11 protein-coding genes, 1 pseudogene and 1 riboswitch are annotated in these 19,791 nt (G+C 70.2%); of the genes and pseudogenes, 5 read left to right on the forward strand and 7 right to left on the reverse strand.

Annotation, left to right across the window (positions count from 1 at the left end; translation table 11 throughout):
- Window positions 1-143 precede the first annotated feature (143 nt).
- The 4 genes from ACFVYF_RS05385 to ACFVYF_RS05400 form a co-directional block, all read right to left on the reverse strand.
- Window positions 144-1,865: a GAF domain-containing sensor histidine kinase gene (locus ACFVYF_RS05385; protein WP_389451106.1), complete on the reverse strand. Its 1,722-nt coding sequence runs from the start codon at window positions 1,863-1,865 to the stop codon at window positions 144-146.
- A gap of 128 nt (window positions 1,866-1,993) precedes the next feature.
- On the reverse strand, window positions 1,994-5,533 hold the full coding sequence (gene cydD, locus ACFVYF_RS05390) for a thiol reductant ABC exporter subunit CydD (RefSeq protein WP_389451109.1): 3,540 nt from the start codon (window positions 5,531-5,533) through the stop codon (window positions 1,994-1,996).
- Window positions 5,534-5,633: 100 nt separating this feature from the next.
- Window positions 5,634-6,638 carry a cytochrome d ubiquinol oxidase subunit II gene (gene cydB / locus ACFVYF_RS05395; protein WP_389451112.1) on the reverse strand — a complete coding sequence of 335 codons (1,005 nt, stop codon included), beginning with the start codon at window positions 6,636-6,638 and terminating at the stop codon, window positions 5,634-5,636.
- Between the two features lie 20 nt (window positions 6,639-6,658).
- Window positions 6,659-8,167 carry a cytochrome ubiquinol oxidase subunit I gene (locus ACFVYF_RS05400; protein ID WP_389451115.1) on the reverse strand — a complete coding sequence of 503 codons (1,509 nt, stop codon included), beginning with the start codon at window positions 8,165-8,167 and terminating at the stop codon, window positions 6,659-6,661.
- Between the two features lie 237 nt (window positions 8,168-8,404).
- Here ACFVYF_RS05400 and ACFVYF_RS05405 point away from each other — a divergent pair, with 237 nt between their 5' ends.
- On the forward strand, window positions 8,405-8,779 hold the full coding sequence (locus ACFVYF_RS05405; protein WP_389451118.1) for a cyclophilin-like fold protein: 375 nt from the start codon (window positions 8,405-8,407) through the stop codon (window positions 8,777-8,779).
- A gap of 149 nt (window positions 8,780-8,928) precedes the next feature.
- Here the strand turns inward: ACFVYF_RS05405 and hisC are convergent, their stop codons facing one another.
- Window positions 8,929-10,008 carry a histidinol-phosphate transaminase gene (gene hisC / locus ACFVYF_RS05410; protein WP_389451121.1) on the reverse strand — a complete coding sequence of 360 codons (1,080 nt, stop codon included), beginning with the start codon at window positions 10,006-10,008 and terminating at the stop codon, window positions 8,929-8,931.
- Between the two features lie 419 nt (window positions 10,009-10,427).
- On the opposite strand from hisC, the gene ACFVYF_RS05415 reads away from it, so the two are divergent.
- From ACFVYF_RS05415 to ACFVYF_RS05425, 3 genes are all read left to right on the forward strand, one after another.
- On the forward strand, window positions 10,428-11,540 hold the full coding sequence (locus ACFVYF_RS05415) for a LacI family DNA-binding transcriptional regulator (RefSeq protein ID WP_389451124.1): 1,113 nt from the start codon (window positions 10,428-10,430) through the stop codon (window positions 11,538-11,540).
- Between the two features lie 210 nt (window positions 11,541-11,750).
- Complete coding sequence (locus ACFVYF_RS05420; RefSeq protein WP_389451126.1) at window positions 11,751-12,821, forward strand: metallophosphoesterase; 1,071 nt, start codon at window positions 11,751-11,753, stop codon at window positions 12,819-12,821.
- A gap of 181 nt (window positions 12,822-13,002) precedes the next feature.
- The gene (locus tag ACFVYF_RS05425) at window positions 13,003-13,869 is read left to right on the forward strand and encodes a hypothetical protein (protein ID WP_389451129.1); all 867 of its coding nucleotides are present in this window, start codon (window positions 13,003-13,005) and stop codon (window positions 13,867-13,869) included.
- A gap of 228 nt (window positions 13,870-14,097) precedes the next feature.
- On the opposite strand, the pseudogene ACFVYF_RS05430 reads toward ACFVYF_RS05425, so the two are convergent.
- Both ACFVYF_RS05430 and thiC read right to left on the reverse strand, forming a co-directional pair.
- Window positions 14,098-15,524, reverse strand: a pseudogene (locus ACFVYF_RS05430) (VWA domain-containing protein).
- 406 nt (window positions 15,525-15,930) lie between these two features.
- Window positions 15,931-17,760 (reverse strand): phosphomethylpyrimidine synthase ThiC, encoded by a 1,830-nt coding sequence (thiC, locus tag ACFVYF_RS05435; protein WP_389451132.1) that lies wholly within the window; start codon window positions 17,758-17,760, stop codon window positions 15,931-15,933.
- Window positions 17,753-17,909, reverse strand: a riboswitch (TPP riboswitch). It overlaps the preceding gene by 8 nt.
- A 71-nt stretch (window positions 17,910-17,980) precedes the next feature.
- Here thiC and ACFVYF_RS05440 point away from each other — a divergent pair.
- Entirely contained in the window at window positions 17,981-19,582 is a 1,602-nt protein-coding gene (locus ACFVYF_RS05440) for a YibE/F family protein (protein WP_389451135.1), read from the forward strand.
- Window positions 19,583-19,791: the final 209 nt, after the last annotated feature.

Here is a 19,791-nt window from a genome sequence, read left to right on the forward strand (position 1 = left end):
CCTGCTATGGACGGGGTTCGCGAGCGGGCCAACTGGGAGGTCGTGCCCGGCACGTCAGGCAGGCCGAGGGCCCGAGGTCGCGTCGGGCACACGAGGTCGCCTCGGGCACGCGAAGTCGCGTCTCCACACGAGGTCGCGTCGGATCAGCGGGGCGCCTGCCACACCACCGTCGTACCGCCGCCGTCCTCGCCGATGCCCGGCCCGTACCAGCTGTCGCCGCCCAGTGACTCGGCACGCCGCTTGAGGTTCTTCAGTCCGCTGCGCCGGCCGCCGTCGGGGATGCCCACCCCGTCGTCGGCGACGGTGAGCCGTACGCCGTCGCTGCCGTCCGGCAGCACGGCCGTCGCGTCGACGACGACCTCGATGCGGCAGGCCCCGGCGTGCCGGAAGGCGTTCGAGAGGGCCTCGCGCAGGGCGGCGATCAGGTTCTTGCCGGTGAGCTCGCCGACCGCCGTGTCCACGGGGCCGACGAAGTCGTGCGCGGGCTTGAACCCGAGCGGTACGGCGGCCATGTTGATCTCGCGCAGCACGCGGGTGCGCAGCCCGGACGGCACCTCGGACGGCCCCTGTTGCAGGGCGAAGATGGCGGTACGGATCTCCTGGATGGTGACGTCGAGTTCGTCGACCGCCTTGCCGACGCCCTGCTGCACCTCCGGCGCGAGCGGCCGCCGCTGGGCGCTCTCCAGCATCAGCCCGGTCGCGAACAGCCGCTGGATGACGAGATCGTGCAGGTCACGGGCGATCCGGTCACGGTCCTCGTAGACGGCGAGCCGCTCCCGGTCGCGCTGCGCCTCGGCCATCATCAGCGCCAGTGCGGCCTGCGAGGCGAATTGCGTGGCCAGGGTGCGCTCGGACTCCGTGAACGGCCGGGCGCCCCGCTCGCGGGGCGTGACGAGGGCGCCGAGGACCCGGCCGCCGCTCTGCAGGGGCAGCATCATGACGGGGCCGTAGGCGCGGGCGAGGTCGGTGAGCATGCGCGGGTCGGTGGCCGCCTCCTCGACGAACACCGCTCGGCCGTCCAGGAGTTCACCGATGAGTTCGCTCTCCGGCGGGATGACGACGCCGAGCGCCCGGGTCGGCTGCGGCGAGGCCACGGCGACGATCTCCAGACCGCCCTCGTCGGCGGGCAGCAGCACGATCCCGGCTGTCGACCCCGCGAGGCGCCTGGCCTGTTCGGCGACCACCTGAAGGGCGTCCTCGGCATCGCCGCCCGAGAGGAGCGCGGTGGTGACGGCCACCGAGCCGTCGATCCAGTGCTCGCGCTGCTTGGCGGCCTCGTACAGGCGGGCGTTGCCGACGGCGATGCCCGCCTCCATGGCGAGCACCCGGAGCATGTTGAGGTCGTAGTCGCTGAACGTGCCGCCGCCCCGCTTCTCGGTCACGTACAGATTCCCGAAGATCTCACCCTGCACGCGAATCGGAACGCCGAGGAAACTGCGCATCGGGGGGTGATGGTCCGGGAAACCGCAGGAGCGCGGGTCGTCCGCCAGATCGGCGAGCCGCAGGGCCACCGGGTCGTGGATGAGCGCGCCGAGCAGCCCCCTGTGCCCGTCCGGCAGTCGGCCGATCAGCCCCGCTGTCCGCCCGCCCACACCCTGGTAGACGAAGTCGGCGAGCCCCTCACCGTTCTCGGCGACGACGCCGATCGCCGCGTAGCGCGCCTCCGCCAGCTCGGCCGCGGTCTCGCAGATCCGGTCCAGCGTGGAGTGCAGCTCCAGGCCCGATCCGACGGACCGCACCGCTTCCAGCAACTGCGGTACCCGCGCGGTCAGTTCCGCGGACATCCCGGGGCCGGTGCTCCGGGGTGCCCGTGCCGCCGCGTTCGGAGCGCGGCCGGGCCCGGGGGAGGCGGGGGGTGCTGACATGCCTAGAGCGTAGTTAGTCCCTTTTGTTACGGAAAGTCGATCTCGCCCACCGGACTCCCGGCCCGGCCCTTCCGTCCCACCAGCGGACGGAGCCGGGCCCAGCTGCCCGGCCACCCAGGCGGCCGGCCCTAGCGCCCAACCGCCTCCACCACTCCCGTCGCCTGCACCGCTGCCACCGCTCCCACCAGCGCCTCCCCCTCAGCCTCGCGCTCCCGCATCTCGCGCAGCGGGCCGTCGACGGCGATCAGCTCCGCGTACGGGCCCCGCTGCGCCACCCGCCCGTCCGCCAGGACGATCACCTCGTCCACCGCGTCGAGCCCGGCGAGGCGATGCGTGATCAGCAGCGTCGTACGGCCGGCGGTGGCGGTGAGGAGGTCGGAGGTGAGCGCGTCGGCGGTCGGCAGGTCGAGATGCTCCGCGGGCTCGTCCAGCACGAGGACGGGGAAATCGGCGAGCAGAGCGCGGGCCAGGGCGAGCCGCTGCCGCTGGCCTCCGGACAGCCGCGCGCCGTGCTCGCCGATCAACGTGTCGAGCCCGTCGGGCAGTCCGTCCGCCCAGTCGAGCAGCCGGGCCCGCGCGAGCGCGTCACGCAGCTCGCTCTCCGTGGCGTCCTTCCGGGCCAGCAGCAGGTTCTCGCGCACGGAGCTGTCGAAGAGGTGCGCGTCCTGGGCGCACAGCCCGACGAGCCGCCGTACGTCGTCGCCGTCCATCGCGTACGCGTCCACGCCGCCCAGCGTGTACGTGCCGGCGTCCGCGTCCAGGAACCGCAGCAGCACCTGCGCCAGCGTCGTCTTGCCGGATCCGGAGGGCCCGACCACGGCCACCCTGCGGCCCTGTTCCAGCGTCAGACCGAGCCCGGCGAGCGCGTCCCGGTGCTGCCCGGCGTGGCGGGCGGAGAGCCCCGCGACCCGCACCGGGAACGGCGACGCGGGCGCCGGCTGCGGCCGCTCCGGTTCCCGTACGGGCTCGGGTGCGTCCAGCACCTCGTACACCCGCTCCGCGCTCCGGCGCACCCGCTGCCGGTACTGGACGGCGAGCGGCAGCCCCAGGACGGCCTCGAAGGCGGCCAGCGGGGTGAGGACGACGACGGCCATCGTCACGCCGCCCAGCCGCCCGCCGGCGACCGCCTGGGCCCCCACGAGGGCGGTGGCGGTGACGGTCAGCCCGGACACGAGCGCGGTCAGCCCGTCGCCGAGCGCGGTGGCGGTGGCGGCGCGCGAGGCGATGCGCGTGAGGACGGTGTCGGCGCGGCGCGTCTCGGCGGTACGGGCGGGCAGCGCCCCCGCGACCGTCAACTCGGCCGTCCCGGTGAGCAGATCGGCCACCCGCGTCGCCAGCACACCGCGGGCGGGAGCCAGCCTGCGTTCCGCGCGACGCGCCACGGCGCCGGTCACCAGGGGGACGCCGACCCCTGCAGCGAGCAGTCCCGCGGCCAGCACGGCACCGGCCTCGGGCAGCAGCCACGCCGTGAAACCGACGGAGGCGGCGGACACGGCGAGCGCGGCACCGGCGGGCAGCAGCCACCGCAGCCAGTAGTCCTGCAGCGCGTCCACGTCGGCGACCAGCCGCGACAGCAGGTCACCGCGCCGGGTCGTCCGCAGCCCCGCGGGCGCCAGCCGCTCCAGACGCCGGTACACGGCGACCCGGGTGTCGGCCAGCATGCGCAGCACGGCGTCGTGCGAGACGAGCCGCTCCGCGTACCGGAAGACGGCCCGTCCGATCCCGAACGTGCGCGTGGCCGTCACGGCGACCATCAGGTACAGCACGGGCGGCTGCTGTGAGGCCCGTGAGATCAGCCATCCGGAGGTCGCCATCAGCCCGACGGCACTGCCGAGCGCGAGGCTCCCGAGCAGCAGCGCCATCGCGAGGCGGCCACGCCAGGCACGGCCCATGGCCCGGACCCGGGCGAGCAGACCCCCGCGCCCCCGCCCGGACCGCGCCGGCTCCCCTTGCCGGGCCACCGGTTCGTCCGCCGCTTCTTCGAGCCGCCGCACGCGTCCAGCCTCGGAAGCCGCGGAAGGGGCGCCCGGGACGGGTACTCCGGGCTCCAGCCGCACCACCCGGTCGGCCACGTCCAGCAACGCGGGCCGGTGGACGACCAGGAGCACCGTCCGCCCCACCGCGAGCCGCCGTACCGCGTCCACGACCTCGGCCTCCGTCGCGCCGTCCAGCGCTGCCGTCGGCTCGTCGAGGAGCAGGACCGGCCGGTCCGCGAGGAACGCCCGTGCCAGGGCGAGCCGTTGCCGCTGACCGGCCGAGAGGCCGGCCCCGTCCTCGCCGAGAACCGTGCCGACACCGTCGGGCAGCGCATCGACGAACTCCAGCGCCCCGGCGTCGGCGAGCGCCCGCCGTACCGCCGAGTCGTCCGCGTCGGGCCGCGCCAGCCGTACATTCTCGGCGATCGGTCCGGCGAACAGATGAGGCCGCTGCGGCACCCAGGCGATCCGTGAGCGCCACTCCGCCAGGTCGGCCGACGCGAGATCCACTCCCCCGATCCGCACCCGGCCCTCGGTCGGCTCCACGAAGCCCAGCAGGACGTTCAGGAGCGTCGATTTGCCCACACCGCTCGGTCCGACCAGGGCCACTGTCTCGCCCAGCCCGACCGTGAAGGACACGTCCGCCACCGCGTCGGACGACCGTCCGTCGTACCGGACGGTCACCCCCTCGACGCTGATCCGCCCCTCCGGCACGGCGAGCGAACCGGACACCTGCACCGGTGTCTCCAGTACCGCGAAGATCTCCTCGGCGGCGGCGAGTCCCTCCGCGGCGGCATGATACTGCGCCCCCACCTGCCGCAGCGGCAGATACGCCTCGGGCGCGAGGACGAGGATGACCAGACCCACGTACAGATCCATCTCGCCGTGGACGAGCCGCATGCCGATGGTCACCGCGACCAGTGCGACCGAGATCGTGGCGAGCAGTTCCAGTGCGAAGGACGACAGGAAGGCGATCCGCAGCGTCCGCATGGTCGCCTGGCGGTACTCGCCGGTGATGCGCCGGATCGACTCCGCCTGCGCCTTGGCCCGGCCGAACACCTTCAGCGTCGGCAGCCCCGCGACCACATCGAGGAAGTGTCCCGAGAGGCGGGAGAGCAGCCGCCACTGACGGTCCATCTGGGAGCGCGTGGCCCAGCCGATCAGCACCATGAAAAGCGGGATCAGCGGCAGGGTGCCGACGATGATCGCCGCCGACACCCAGTCCTCGGTGACGATCCGCGCGAGCACCGCCACGGGCACGACCACCGCGAGCCCCAACTGGGGCAGATAACGCGAGAAGTAGTCGTCGAGGGCGTCGACCCCCCGGGTGGCAAGGGCGACCAGTGAACCCGTCCGCTGCCCGCTCAGCCACCCGGGACCGAGCTGCGCCGCGCGCTCCAGCAGCCGCCCCCGCAACTCCGACTTCACGGCGGCGCTGGCCCGGTGAGCCGCCAACTCGGTGAGCCACGCGACCACCGCTCGTCCGGCCGCGACGACCGCCAGCAACACCAGTGGGGTGCGCAGTTCACCGACCGACAGGCCGTGCTGGAACGCGCCCACCACCACCTCGGCGATGAGCATCGCCTGCGCGATGACCAGCGTCGCTCCGACAACTCCCAGGCCGACGACCACCGCAAGGAAGAGACGGGTGGCGCGGGCGTACCGGAGCAGGCGCGGGTCGATCGGTTTCACGTGAAACACACCCTCGGTTCCATGAGCGCGATCCGGAGGAAACGCGCCCTTCGGTCATGGGGCATGTTTCACGTGAAACATGCCCCTCGATGCGACGGACTCAGTGCACGGCATCAGCGATGTGCTGCGTACCGATCCGCTTGCGGAACACCCAGTAGGTCCACGACTGGTAGAGCAGGACGATCGGCGTGGCGATCCCGGCGCACCAGGTCATGATCTTCAGGGTGTAGGGGCTCGACGAGGCGTTGGTGACCGTGAGGTTCCAGTCGTCGTTGAGCGAGGACGGCATGACGTTCGGGAAGAGCGTCAGGAAGAGCATGGCCACGGCCGCCACGATGGTGAGCCCCGAGAGCGCGAACCCCCAGCCCTCGCGGCCGGCGTTGACCGCCACCAGAGCCGCGACCAGCGCGACCACGGCCACGACCATCGCCACCAGAGACTCGCCGTCGCCGTTCTCCACCTGGGTCCAGAGCAGGAAGAGCAGCGCCAACACGGCCGCTGTCAGACCGACTTGAAGGGCCAGCTTCCTCGCCCGCACCCGGATGTCCCCGACGGTCTTCAACCCGACGAAGACCGCCCCGTGGAAGGTGAACAGGGTCAGCGTGACCAGCCCGCCGAGAATCGCGTACGGGTTGAGCAGGTCCCAGAAGTTGCCCACGTAGTTGAAGTTCTCGTCGATCTTCACCCCGCGCACGATGTTGCCGAAGGCCACACCCCACAGAATTGCCGGGATCAGCGAGGCCCAGAAGATCGCGTTCTCCCAGTTGCGCTGCCAGCTCTCCTCGTCCCGCTTCGCCCGGTACTCGAAGGCGACCCCGCGCACGATCAGGCAGACCAGGATGATCAGCAGGGGCAGATAGAAGCCGGAGAAGAGCGTGGCGTACCACTCGGGGAAGGCCGCGAAGGTGGCGCCGCCCGCCGTGAGCAGCCACACCTCGTTGCCGTCCCAGACGGGACCGATCGTGTTGATCAGTACCCGCTTCTCGATGCGGTTGCGGGCCAGCAGCTTGGTGAGCACACCGACCCCGAAGTCGAAGCCCTCCAGGAAGAAGTAGCCGATCCAGAGGACCGCGATGAGTACGAACCAGACGTCGTGAAGTTCCATGACTCAGCAGCTCCCTGGGCCTAGTAGGAGAAGGCCATCGGCTTGTCGGCGTCACGGGAGTCGCCGCCGATCCTGGTGGGCGGGTTGAGGTCGGAATCCGTGAGCTCGGGCGGTCCGGCCTTGACGTACTTCGCGAGCAGCCTGACCTCCACGACGGCGAGAATCGCGTAGAGGGACGTGAAGACGATCATCGAGGTGAGGACCTCACCCTGCGAGACCGTGGGGGAGACCGCGTCCCGGGTCTGCAGTACGCCGTAGACGACCCACGGCTGGCGGCCCATCTCCGTGAAGATCCAGCCCCAGGAGTTGGCGATCAGCGGGAAGCCCAGGGTCCAGATCGCGATGAGCCAGTACCACTTGGTGAGCGTCGGGCCGAGGGCCTTGTTCTTGAAGAGGACCAGATGCGGCACTTCGTCGTCGCCGACCCGCAGATGCTGCGGCAGCATGAACTTCTTGCGGGTCAGCCAGAGTCCGACCACGCCGATGGCGAAGGACGCCATGCCGAAACCGATCATCCAGCGGAACGCCCAGAAGGTGACGGGGATGATGGGCCGGTAGTCGCCGGGGCCGTACTTCGCCTGCTCGGCCTTGTTGGTGTCGTTGATGCCGGGCACGTACGAGCTGAAGTCGTCGTCGGCGAGGAACGACAGTATCCCCGGGATCGACAGCTCGACGGAGTTGTGGCCCTTGCTGACGTCCCCGTAGGCGAAGACCGAGAACGGCGCGGAGTCCTGTCCGTCCCACAGCGCCTCGGCCGAGGCCATCTTCATCGGTTGCTGCTTGAACATGACCTTGCCGAGGGTGTCACCGCTGACCGCGGTGAGCAGACCGGCGATGGCGACGGTGACCAGGCCCAGTCGCAGCGAGGTCTTCATCACGGGGAGATGGTTCTTGCGGACCAGGTGGAAGGCCGCGATGCCGACCATGAAGGCGCCGCCGGTCAGGAACGACGCGGTGAGCGTGTGGAAGGCCTGCGCGAGCGCGGTGTTCTGCGTCAGCACGTGCCAGAAGTCGGTGAGCTCGGCCCGGCCCTTCGCCTTGTTGATCTTGTAGCCGACGGGGTGCTGCATCCAGGAGTTGGCCGCGAGGATGAAGTACGCCGACAGGATCGTGCCGATCGAGACCATCCACATACAGGCGAGGTGGATCTTCTTCGGCAGCTTGTCCCAGCCGAAGATCCACAACCCGATGAACGTCGACTCGAAGAAGAACGCGATCAGGGCCTCGAAGGCCAGCGGAGCCCCGAAGATGTCACCGACGAAGCGCGAGTAGTCGGACCAGTTCATGCCGAACTGGAACTCCTGCACGATTCCGGTGACGACACCCATCGCGATGTTGATCAGGAAGAGCTTGCCCCAGAACTTGGTGGCCCTGAGGTACTTCTCGTTCTCCGTACGCACCCAGGCCGTCTGCAGGCCGGCGGTGAGCGCGGCGAGCGAGATCGTCAGGGGAACGAAGAGGAAGTGGTAGACGGTGGTGATTCCGAACTGCCAGCGCGCCAAGGTCTCCGGCGCCAGAGCCATCTCCACGTCGTCAGTCTCCTTACATCGCCGTGGTTACAGCGGCAGCTTGCCCCATATGTCACACCTATTACGGGAGCAACAGGGACACGCTTGTGAACGCGTTCACATTCACAAGCAATTATGACGCATGCCCGTTCGAGCCCTGCGGGGTGGGGGGTACTTAAGCGGAGAACAGCCGCTTCCGGCCCGAAGTGGCCGGTCGTCCCCTTGGCAAGGACTTCAACATCTTGTTGAATCCGCCGCATGCAGATACGGATCTCCTGGCCCGCGGGTCACCTCACCGCGGCCCTCGACGACACCCCGACCGCCCGGATCCTCACCAAGGCACTGCCGCTCGTCTCCACGGCTCGCACCTGGGGCGAGGAGGTCTACTTCGACACCGGCGTCTCCGTCACCCTCGAGGACGGCGCCCGACAGGTCGTGGAACCGGGCACGGTGGCCTTCTGGACCGACGGCGACGCCCTGGCCCTCCCCTACGGGCCCACCCCGGTCTCACAGGGCGACGAGTGCCGCCTCGCGAGCCCCTGCAACGTGCTGGGCCGCGTGGACGGCGACCCACGTGTCCTGGCGACCGTCCGCGACGGCGACCCCGTACGCGTCGAAGCGGTGGAGCCGTAGCGGAGCCGCGGTCGGAGAGGTGCAGCCGTCGCCGCACCGGCGGAGCCACGGTCGGGGCAGTGCAGCCGTCGCCGAACCGATTGCCCCGCAGCGACCCCCGGGCCCGCCGGCGAACGAACCGGCGGGGGGAAACGCAGCCCTTCAGGTGATCAGAGCTCCTTGCGGAACCCTTCCGCCACCTTCAGGAAGATGTCGTTCGCCTCCGTCTCGCCGATCGTCGCCCGCATGCCCTCGCCGGGGAACGGCCGTACGACGACCCCGTGCTGCTCACAGGCCGCGGCGAAGTCGAGCGTGCGCTCCCCCAGCCGCAGCCATACGAAGTTGGCCTGCGTCTCGGGCACCGTCCAGCCCTGGCCGCGCAGCGTCTCGACCACGCGCCGGCGCTCGCACACCAGCGAACCGACCCGGCCGAGCAGCTCGTCCTCGGCGCGCAGCGAGGCGATCGCCGCTTCCTGCGCCAGCTGGCTGACGCCGAAGGGGACGGCCGTCTTGCGCAGCGCCGCGGCCACCGGCTCGTGGGCGATCGCGAAGCCGACCCTGAGGCCCGCGAGGCCGTACGCCTTGGAGAAAGTGCGCAGCACACAGACGTTGGGCCGCTCGCGGTAGATCTCGACGCCGTCCGGCACCTCGGGGTCGCGGATGAACTCGCGGTAGGCCTCGTCCAGGACCACCAGCACATCGCTCGGCACCCGGTCCAGGAACCGCTCCAGCTCGGCCCGGCGCACCACGGTGCCGGTGGGGTTGTTGGGGTTGCAGACGAAGATCAGCCGGGTCCGGTCGGTGATCGCGTCCGCCATCGCGTCGAGATCGTGCACATCGCCCGGCGTCAGCGGCACCTGCACCGAGGCCGCCCCGCTGACCTGCGTGATGATCGGGTACGCCTCGAAGGAGCGCCAGGCGTAGACGATCTCGTCGCCGGGGCCGCTGGTGGACTGCACCAGCTGCTGGGCGACGCCGACCGACCCGGTGCCGGTGGCCAGATGCGAGACGGGTACCCCGAAGCGGTTCGACAGCTCGTTCACCAGGCCCGTACAGGCCGTGTCCGGGTAGCGGTTGAAGTACCCCGCGGCCGCGGTCACCTTCTCCATCACGCCGGGCAGCGGCGGATACGGGTTCTCGTTGGAGGACAGCTTGTACGCCACCGGGCCCTCGGCCGCGGCGGGCTTGCCGGGCTTGTAGGTGGGGATACCCTCCAGCTCGGCTCGCAGCTTGGGGCTCATCTTGCTCACCGCAGTCCTCCTCGTGACCACCACCGGCTCATCTCAGCCACCGGCTACCAATGCTTCTCACCTTATGAGGATTCGGCTCCGCTGCGAATGGCTGTGGACGGCCGCTCTGCATCCGAGAGGGCATCCCGGCACGAAGTCACACGAGGCGTACGAAACGGGGGGCGCGCCGTCCGCTTTGCCGCGCGCCGGTGGCTCACGCCGTGGCGCGCATCCCTCGTGAAGGTGAGTTGAGACCTCTTCGAAACATGGCCCACTTGGCAGGCTCATGCGTGTCGACAAGTCACGTAGTGCCGTCGAAACGCCCAACTGACTTCGTTTCAAAGGCAGTTGACGGTCTTCGACCATGCAGAAACGTGCCTGTCAACGAGTGAATATGCGTCCGCACTACCCCACCGGAAGAGCCCTACTATCGGCTCGCCATGACAGCAGCAGGGAAGCACCAGGTGAGCCGGGCGGAGACCCCCCGCCGAGGCGGTCGGCCGGGTCGAGCGGGCATCAGAGACGTGGCCGCCGCCGCCGGAGTCTCCATCACGACCGTCTCCGACGCCCTCAACGGCAAGGGCAGGCTCCCGGACGCCACCCGACGCCATGTCCGCGAGGTCGCCGACCGGCTGGGCTACCGCCCGTCCGCCGCGGCCCGAACGCTCCGTACCGGAAAGTCAGGCCTGATCGGCCTGACCGTGACGACGTACGGGGATGAACCTTTCACCTTCACCGAGTTCGCGTACTTCGCGGAGATGGCCAGAGCCGCCACCTCCGCCGCGCTCGCCCGGGGCTACGCCCTGGTCATCCTCCCCGCGACCTCGCGCCACGACGTGTGGTCGAACGTCGCCCTGGACGGCACCGTGGTCATCGACCCGTCCGACCAGGACCCGGTCGTCAGTGAGCTGGTCCGCCAGGGCTTACCGGTCGTCTCCGACGGCCGCCCGGCCGGCTCGCTCCCGGTGACCGCCTGGGTGGACAACGACCACGAGGCCGCCGTCCTGGGCATCCTCGAGCACCTGGCCGACGCCGGCGCCCGCCGGATCGGCCTCCTCACCGGCACCACCACGGACACCTACACCCACCTCTCCACGACCGCGTATCTGCGCTGGTGCGAGCGCGTCGGCCAGGATCCCGTGTACGAGGCCTACCCGGCGCACGATCCGTGCGCGGGAGCCGTCGCCGCCGACCGGCTGCTCGCCCGGCCCGACCGCCCCGACGCCGTCTACGGGCTCTTCGACCCGAACGGCACCGACCTGCTGGCGGCGGCCCGGCGCTACGGCCTCCGCGTACCGGACGACCTCCTGCTCGTCTGCTGCAGCGAGTCGACCGTCTACGCCAACACCGAGCCCCCCGTCACCACGCTCTCCCTCAAACCGCGCCGGATCGGCACGGCCGTGGTGCAACTCCTCATCGACGCCATCGAGGGTGTCGAGTCGGAACAGACGGTCGAGCAGGTGATACCGACGGAGCTGATCGTGCGCACCTCGTCCGAGCGGCGCCCGCCGCGCACGACCGTCAGCCCACCGCGGTCACCGGAAGAGGGGTAATTCACAGCCGGGCCGGAGCCTGTGTCCGGCAGGGAAAGGCCCGCCCAATTCGGGCGAAAACCACGGTGAACCGGGGTCCTCCTCCGATTCACCACCCCTGGGTCATCACATGGCGCGATCCGCATTCCTATGATGGGCGGACGACACCGCGGGCCGCTGCGACCAGGCAGTCCGATGCGGTGCAGATGCGGCGCGATGGTGGAGGGGTCGATGACTCAGGGGGCCGGTCAGGGACCCGAGGCGGTGCGCACGCCGACGCTGCGCGACTTCCGGGTACCCGCGTACGTCCACGAGGCCGGTCCGTACGCGCAGGGCACGCCCCCCGAAGAGGGCGGCGCGTCCACCGCGGAACCGGCGGACTACACGCCGACCCAGCGCGATCTGCCCGTCATCAACCGGGGCGACACGCTGCAGGTCGCCGTGGATCCGTCGGCCGTGCCCGACCCGTCGGCCACGGGCGGCCCCGGCCCCCTGTACGTCGTCGGCGATGTGCACGGTTATCTCGACCAGCTCGTCGCCGCGCTCCAGGAACAGGGCATCGTCGACGCGGCGGCCAACTGGTCGGCGGGCACCGCGCGGTTGTGGTTCCTCGGCGACTTCACCGACCGCGGGCCGGATGGCATCGGCGTCATCGACCTCGTGATGCGGCTGTCCGCCGAGGCCGCCGCGGCCGGCGGCTACTGCAAGGCCCTCATGGGCAACCACGAACTGCTGCTGCTCGGCGCCAGGCGGTTCGGCGACACCCCCGTCAACTCCGGCGCCGGCACCGCCACCTTCCAGGCCGCATGGCTGCTCAACGGCGGCCAGAAGACCGACATGGAGCGTCTGCAGGACCATCATCTGCAGTGGATGGCCCGGCTGGACGCGATGGAGATCGCCGACGGCCACCTCCTGGTCCACTCGGACACCACCGCCTATCTGGACTACGGCGACTCCATCGAAGCGGTCAACGACACGGTCCGCGAGACCCTCACCCGCAATGACGCGGACGAGTGCTGGGACCTCTTCCGCAAGTTCACCAAGCGCTTCGCCTTCCGCGACGACGGAGGCTCCGAGGCCGTCCGTTCCCTCCTCGACGTCTACGGCGGTACGCGCATCGTCCACGGTCACAGCCCCATTCCGTACCTCCTGGGCGAGGTCGGCTCGGAGGACGGCGAGGACAGCGCGGGCCCCGTGGTCGAGGGACCGCACGTGTACGCCGACGGGCTCGCCATCGCCATGGACGGCGGAGTGACCATGGCCGGAAAGCTACTGGTCCAGCAACTTCCGTTGGCTATCTGAGCGTTCACCGGGCAGGCGTCCCGCCGAAGGACGGCCCCGGCGCCGGGGGCAAATTCTGGAAACCCCCTGTCACCGTGTGCCGTCGCGGCTCTACCATCGGCTTATCCGTAGCAGGCTCCCCTCCGTTTCTGCCCGACGGCTCGTCAGCGTGCGAGCCACCCGCCCTACGGAGCATCGGGGGATGCACATGAACAGCGTTCCGCAGCACCTGCTGAGCGAGGACCGCCAGGACTACGAGCGGATCCTCGGTGAGGCGCTGCGCTCCGCCCCGCACCGTCCGGAACTCGCCGCTGTCGGCAAGCGGCTCAACCCCGAGCAACTGCGCACGATGGCGCTCAACGCCACGGCCCTCATCACGGCGGCCGCGGCGACCGAGTACCAGCACTACGTGAAGGTCCGCGAGGAACTGCGCCAGCCGGCATCGTCCGGCCGTCCCGTCCCCGAGGAGGCCGGGTCCGCCGAGCCGGGCGCGACCGCGGTGGGGCTCGCCACCACGATGGGGGAAGTCACCGAGACGGCGGGCGCCGGCGCCATCGCCGTCGTCGCGGTGCTCGCTCCCGTCCTCGCCGGGACAGCGGCGGCGATCTTCCTGCTCGTGGGCTACATCCTCAAGATGCTCGACCCCGAGCCGGCGTTCGCCACGACCCTCCTGACCACCGGGTGGGTCTTCGGCGCGGTCACGGCCGTCGCCATCCTGGTCGCCGCGGTCGGACTGCTGCTGACCGCGCTCCGCAACGGCGGCTCGGCGCTCCAGGCCGAGGCCCGGGGCGAGCTGTACGAAGAGGTGTCCCGGGCCAGAGACGTCTGGCACGACGCTCTGCTGGACCGCGGCATCCTGCCGTTCCTCCGGGAGGCGCTCGCGGACCCGGGCACGGCCGCGGTGGCCCACAAGGCACCCGAGCCGCCCAGCCGCATCCCGCACCTGGGCTACAACAGGCCGGGCTTCAGCAGCCCCGACGGCGGCCCGGCGGCGGGTCCCCGTCCGAGCTACAGCAGCCCGGACTTCAGCAGCCCGGACTTCGGGGGGCCGGAGCACGCGCCGGAGTAGCACGCTGGTCGGCGGGCCGCCGGGGTCATGCCCGGCCCGGCGGGTCGCCGGGCCGACGTACGACGCCGGCGACCCCACGGGTGCCACGGGTGCCACAGGCCTCGCAGGCCCTACAGGTGCCACAGGCTCCATAGGTCACAACGGGTCCCACAGGTGCCACAGGTGCCACAGGTGCCACGGGTCCCAGAGGTCCTAGAGGTCACACAAGGACCATCCGCCACGGCCGTATCACCAGATGCCCGCCTGACGGGCGGCAGTGATCCAGGCCGGGAACTCGGACAGCAGCCGGTCGTACAGTTCCGGGTCGGGGACGGTACTGATGTCGTCCACGGCGAAGAACCCCACGTTGTCGACGCGGCGGCCCGGAAGGGTGTCGAACCGCTCCAGCACGCCGTAGTTGGACCGCCCCAGACCCACGAACTGCCAGAAGATCGGCTCGTCCACCGCTGCCCGAAGCTCGCGCTCGATCTCGGCGTTGCGGTAGACGCCTCCGTCGGAGAAGAAGAGCACCAGAGTGGGCCGGCGGCCGGGTTCTCGGCGACGTACGCACGGACTTGGGCGATCACCTTCTGTTCCTCGTTCTGGATGCCGACCGTCCGCATGTCCACCTGACCCGGTCGCAGGCCCTTCTTCGGCTTCCTGCTCCGGCGGAAGAGGCTCAGTTCACCGACCCGGACGTGGAGGGCCAGCCAGTCGGGGAGCTCACCCAGCCGCAGATCAGGCAGCCGGGCCGCCTGCGAGGCGAAGGTCCAGGCCTGCATCTCTCCGTCGTCGTCCAACTGCGCCGCCACCGCCGCCATGCGCTCCACGACGTCGGTCATCACGCCCTTGGAGTACAGGAAGGACATGGAGCCGGAAGCGTCGAGTACGAGAATGACGCGCGCCGTGACGCCGACCGCTCCGTGCTTGCGCAGACTGACCGCCACCTGTTCCTTGCGCAGCGACAGACGCTTGCGCATGTCCACGGGCAGCCGCTCCTCGCCGGCGCTCCGCTGGGGACCGGGAGGCGGCACGGGCGGGACGGCGGGTGGCGCGACGGGACGAGCGGGAGGTGCGGCCGGGGCCGGAGCGAGAGGTGCCCCCACTGGCGCCGTCGGCACACTGGACGCGGCCGGAGGCTGATCCTCATCGACGCTGATACCAAAGTCCGTGGCCAGCCCGGCGAGCCCGGAGGCATACCCCTGCCCGACGGCACGGAACTTCCACTGGTCGCCGCGCAGATACAACTCGCCGCCGATGAACGCCGTCTCTGTCGTGGCCTCCATGCCGAACCGGGCCAGCTCGACCTGCGTCCCGGCGTCGAGCAGGCGCATCGTCAGTCCGGACATCTGACCGAACGTCCCGCCGTCGGCCGACGCGCACAGCACGACCCGCTCGACAGCCGTCTCCACTGAACGCAGGTCCACCTCGATCGTGTCCGTCGTGACCCCGGAAGCCGTCTGTTTCCCGAGATGCCTTACGGCGTTGGACGCGTGGTGAGGCTGGTTGTAGAAGACGAAGTCACCGTCGTCACGCACCCGGCCGGCCGGGGTCAGCAGCAGCGCCGAGGCATCGGCATCGGGCACACCGGGTCCAGCGGACCAAGAAAGCTCGGCGCGCACCGTACCGGAACGAACGGAAAGGTTGGCACCCTTGCTCATCGACCTGGCTGTCATGCCCACCAGTCTGCCGACCCGGCAGAGCCGAAGGACACCTTCCCGACCTCTCGATTGAGGTCGCCCGCCGTGTCGGGTACGCCCAGGACACCCCCTAAGCAGCACCGGAACGCAGGCGGCCGTACGCCGGGCGGGCCGGACAGAAAGGTCCCACGGATCGATCGATACGTCGGACAGGAAATTCCCAGGGATCGATCGATACGTCGTCGTGCGAGTCGGTACCGCCATCGCGACGTTTGACACGATGAAGGTGGGCGGCAGTCCCGCATTCTTCCCCACCGACCTGCTCGAAAAGCAGATCGAGCGTCTGCGGAATGCCCAGCGCCACTGAAACGCGGCGGTTCCGCGTGCAGGATGGCGGTGCTCCCCGGTCGGAAATCCCCGGGGAACACCGCCGTTCCAGCGGTCAGTCGGCCAGCGGCAGATAGACCCGGTTCCCCGCGGCCGCGAACTCCTTGGACTTCTGCGCCATGCCCTCCTCGATCTCCACCTGGGAACCGCCGTGTTCGCGGCGGATGTCGTGGGAGATCTTCATCGAGCAGAACTTCGGCCCGCACATCGAGCAGAAGTGGGCCGTCTTGGCGGGCTCGGCCGGGAGGGTCTCGTCGTGGAACTCCCGTGCCGTGTCCGGGTCGAGGGCCAGATTGAACTGGTCCTCCCAGCGGAACTCGAAACGGGCGTCGGACAGCGCGTCGTCCCAGTCCTGAGCGCCGGGGTGCCCCTTGGCGAGGTCGGCCGCGTGTGCGGCGATCTTGTAGGTGATGACTCCGGTCTTGACGTCGTCACGGTTGGGCAGGCCCAGGTGCTCCTTGGGCGTGACGTAGCAGAGCATGGCCGTACCCCACCAGGCGATCATCGCGGCGCCGATGCCGGAGGTGATGTGGTCGTACGCCGGCGCCACATCCGTCGTCAGTGGGCCGAGCGTGTAGAACGGCGCCTCCTCGCAGATCTCCTGCTGAAGGTCGATGTTCTCCTTGATCTTGTGCATCGGGACATGGCCCGGGCCCTCGATCATGGTCTGCACGTTGAAACGCTTCGCGATCGTGTTGAGTTCCCCGAGCGTCCTCAACTCCGCGAACTGCGCGGCGTCGTTGGCGTCCGCGATCGACCCCGGCCGCAGCCCGTCGCCGAGCGAGTACGTGACGTCGTAGGCGGCGAGGATCTCGCAGAGCTCCTCGAAGTTCTCGTACAGGAACGACTCCTTGTGGTGCGCGAGGCACCACGCGGCCATGATCGAGCCGCCGCGCGAGACGATGCCGGTCTTGCGGTTCGCGGTGAGCGGCACGTACGGCAGGCGCACGCCCGCGTGCACCGTCATGTAATCCACGCCCTGCTCGGCCTGCTCGACGACCGTGTCCTTGTAGATCTCCCAGGTCAGCTCCTCGGCGCGGCCGTCGACCTTCTCCAGCGCCTGGTACAGCGGCACCGTGCCGATGGGCACGGGGGAGTTGCGCAGTACCCACTCACGGGTGGTGTGGATGTTGCGGCCCGTGGACAGGTCCATGACCGTGTCGGCACCCCACTTGGTCGCCCACGTCATCTTGTCCACCTCCTCCTCGATGGAAGAGGTGACCGCCGAGTTGCCGATGTTGGCGTTGACCTTCACCAGGAAGCGCTTGCCGATGATCATCGGCTCGATCTCCGGGTGGTTGACGTTCACGGGCAGCACCGCGCGACCGGCGGCGATCTCCTCGCGTACGACCTCGGGGTCGACGTTCTCCCGGACGGCCACGAACTCCATCTCGGGCGTGATCTCCCCGCGGCGGGCGTACGCGAGCTGCGTGACGGCCTCCCCGGGGCGCCCCCGGCGCGGTTGCCGCGGCCGCCCCGGGAAGACCGCGTCGAGGTTCCTGAGCCCCCCGCGCGGTGAGGTGTGCTTGATTCCGTCGTCCTCGGGGCGCACCGGACGGCCCGCGTACTCCTCGGTGTCACCGCGGGCGATGATCCAGTTCTCGCGCAGCGGGGCCAGCCCCCTGCGTACGTCGGTGTCGACGGTCGGATCGGTGTACGGGCCCGAGGTGTCGTACAGCGTGACCGACTGCCCGTTGGTGAGGTGCACCTGACGGACCGGCACCCGCAGGTCGGGGCGAGAGCCCTCGACGTATGCCTTGTGCCAGCCGATGGACTTCCCGGCCTCGCCGCTCTCGGTGGGGGCGGGTGCCCCACCGTCGCCGGCCGGAGCGCTCGCCCCGTCCGTCTGGCTGGAGGCAGGCGTGCGTACGTCCTTGATGGTCATGAGACCTACTCCCTACGCCGGCATTACCCGGTAACAGGTTCGGCGGTCGACGCAGCGAGTTCCGTCTGCCGATGTTTCATGTGAAACATCGCTGAGACGAAGGTCAGCGCCCTCTCAGCCCGGTGCTCCGAGCTCCCGCGTGTGCAAAGGTGCCTCCACGCTAGCGTCATATCTGGCGCGGTGAACAGAGGGCCCCTGCCGTTCTTGCGATGATCGGTCGGTGACCACGACGCAGCAGCCCTCGTTTCCACCGTCCGAGCCGCCGCGTGGACGGGGTCCGGGCGACGGGCAGGGACGGGGTCCCGGCGGCGGGCAGGGGCACGGGCGCGGTGGTCCCGGCGACGGACATGGGCACGGTGGTCCCGGCGACGGTCACGGGCAGGGGCACGGGCACCGGCCGGACGGTGGCCACGGCCCTGGGAACGGCGGCGGGCACGGCTCAGGCTCCAGTTCCGGCTCAGGTTCCGGATCCGGATCCGGATCCGGATCCGGTGACGCGCACGGCCCCGGCAACGGTCACGGACACGGCCACTCGCACAGCCACGGCCCCGCCGCCCCGGTCTCCAAGCACCTGCGCAAGGTCATCGCAGCCGTCCTGATTCCCTTCGCGGCCGCGGTCGTCGTCGGCCTGGCCGTATTCTGGCCGGGTGGCGCTCCCTCGCACGAACGCACCGGCGTCGGTTTCGACCGGCAGAGCCAGCAGGCCACGGTCACCAGAGTCGACCAGGTGGACTGCAAGTCCGTGAACGCCTCGGGGGACACCCCGACCGGTGACACCTCCACGCCCGAGGGCTCCTCGGCGCAGCAGCAGGCGACGGGCGACTGCAAGAAGGCGACGATCCGGATCGACACCGGCAAGGACAAGGGCCGTACGTTCACGGAGATCGTCCAGCCCGACCAGTCACGCCAGTTGCACCAGGGCGAGAAGGTCGTGGTCGCGTACGAGCCGTCCGCGCCCAAGAACCTGCAGTACTCGGTCACCGACGTGAACCGCAAGATCCCCATGGCGGTGCTCGCCGGGATCTTCGCGCTGGCCGTCGTGGTGGTGGGCCGGATGCGCGGTCTCATGGCGCTGATCGCGCTCGCCGTCAGCTTCCTGATCCTGACGTTCTTCATCCTGCCGGCGATCCTGCAGGGCTCGAACCCCCTGGTGGTGGCGGTGATCGGCGCCAGCGCCATCATGCTGATCGCCCTCTACATGTGCCACGGACTGTCGGCCCGTACGTCGGTGGCGGTGGTCGGCACGCTGCTCTCGCTGGTGCTGATCGGCCTGCTGGGCTCCGCGTTCATCGGCTGGGCCGCGCTGACCGGCAATGTGGACGACAACACCGGCCTGATCCATGGCCTGTATCCGTCCATCGACATGAGCGGTCTGCTCCTCGCGGGCGTGATCATCGGTTCGCTCGGTGTGCTCGACGATGTGACGGTGACGCAGACGTCGGCGGTCTGGGAGCTGCACGAGGCCAACCCGACGATGGGGTGGCGCGGGCTGTACCGGGCGGGCATCCGGATCGGCCGCGACCACATCGCCTCCGTCGTCAACACCCTCGTCCTGGCGTACGCGGGTGCGGCCCTCCCCCTGCTGCTGCTCTTCTCGATCGCGCAGAGCAGCGTCGGCACGGTCGCCAACAGCGAGCTGGTCGCCGAGGAGATCGTGCGCACCCTGGTCGGCTCGATCGGCCTGGTGGCGTCCGTACCCGTGACCACGGCCCTGGCGGCCCTGGTCGTCTCCGCGGACCGCCCGAGCGGCACGGCGGTTCCGGCGCCCGCGGCTGCCCGGACACCGGCCCGCAGCGGGAAGGGCCGCCGACGCAAGCACTGAAGCCTCCGGGCCCGCGGGACTCTTGGGCCTGCCCGGACGGGAGCGGATCAGACCCGTCGTGGGAGCGGTAGCGGATCAGACCCCGCTGTGGGAGCGGCAGCGGATCAGACCCCGTCGTGGGAGCGGCAGCGGATCAGACCCCGTCGTGAGAGCGGCACAGGACCCTCTGAACGCGAGCGGTACTGCACCGACCCAAGGGTGAGGAAGCG

Origin of the sequence: Streptomyces sp. NPDC058274 (assembly GCF_042881375.1) — a bacterium.
Lineage (GTDB): Bacteria > Actinomycetota > Actinomycetes > Streptomycetales > Streptomycetaceae > Streptomyces.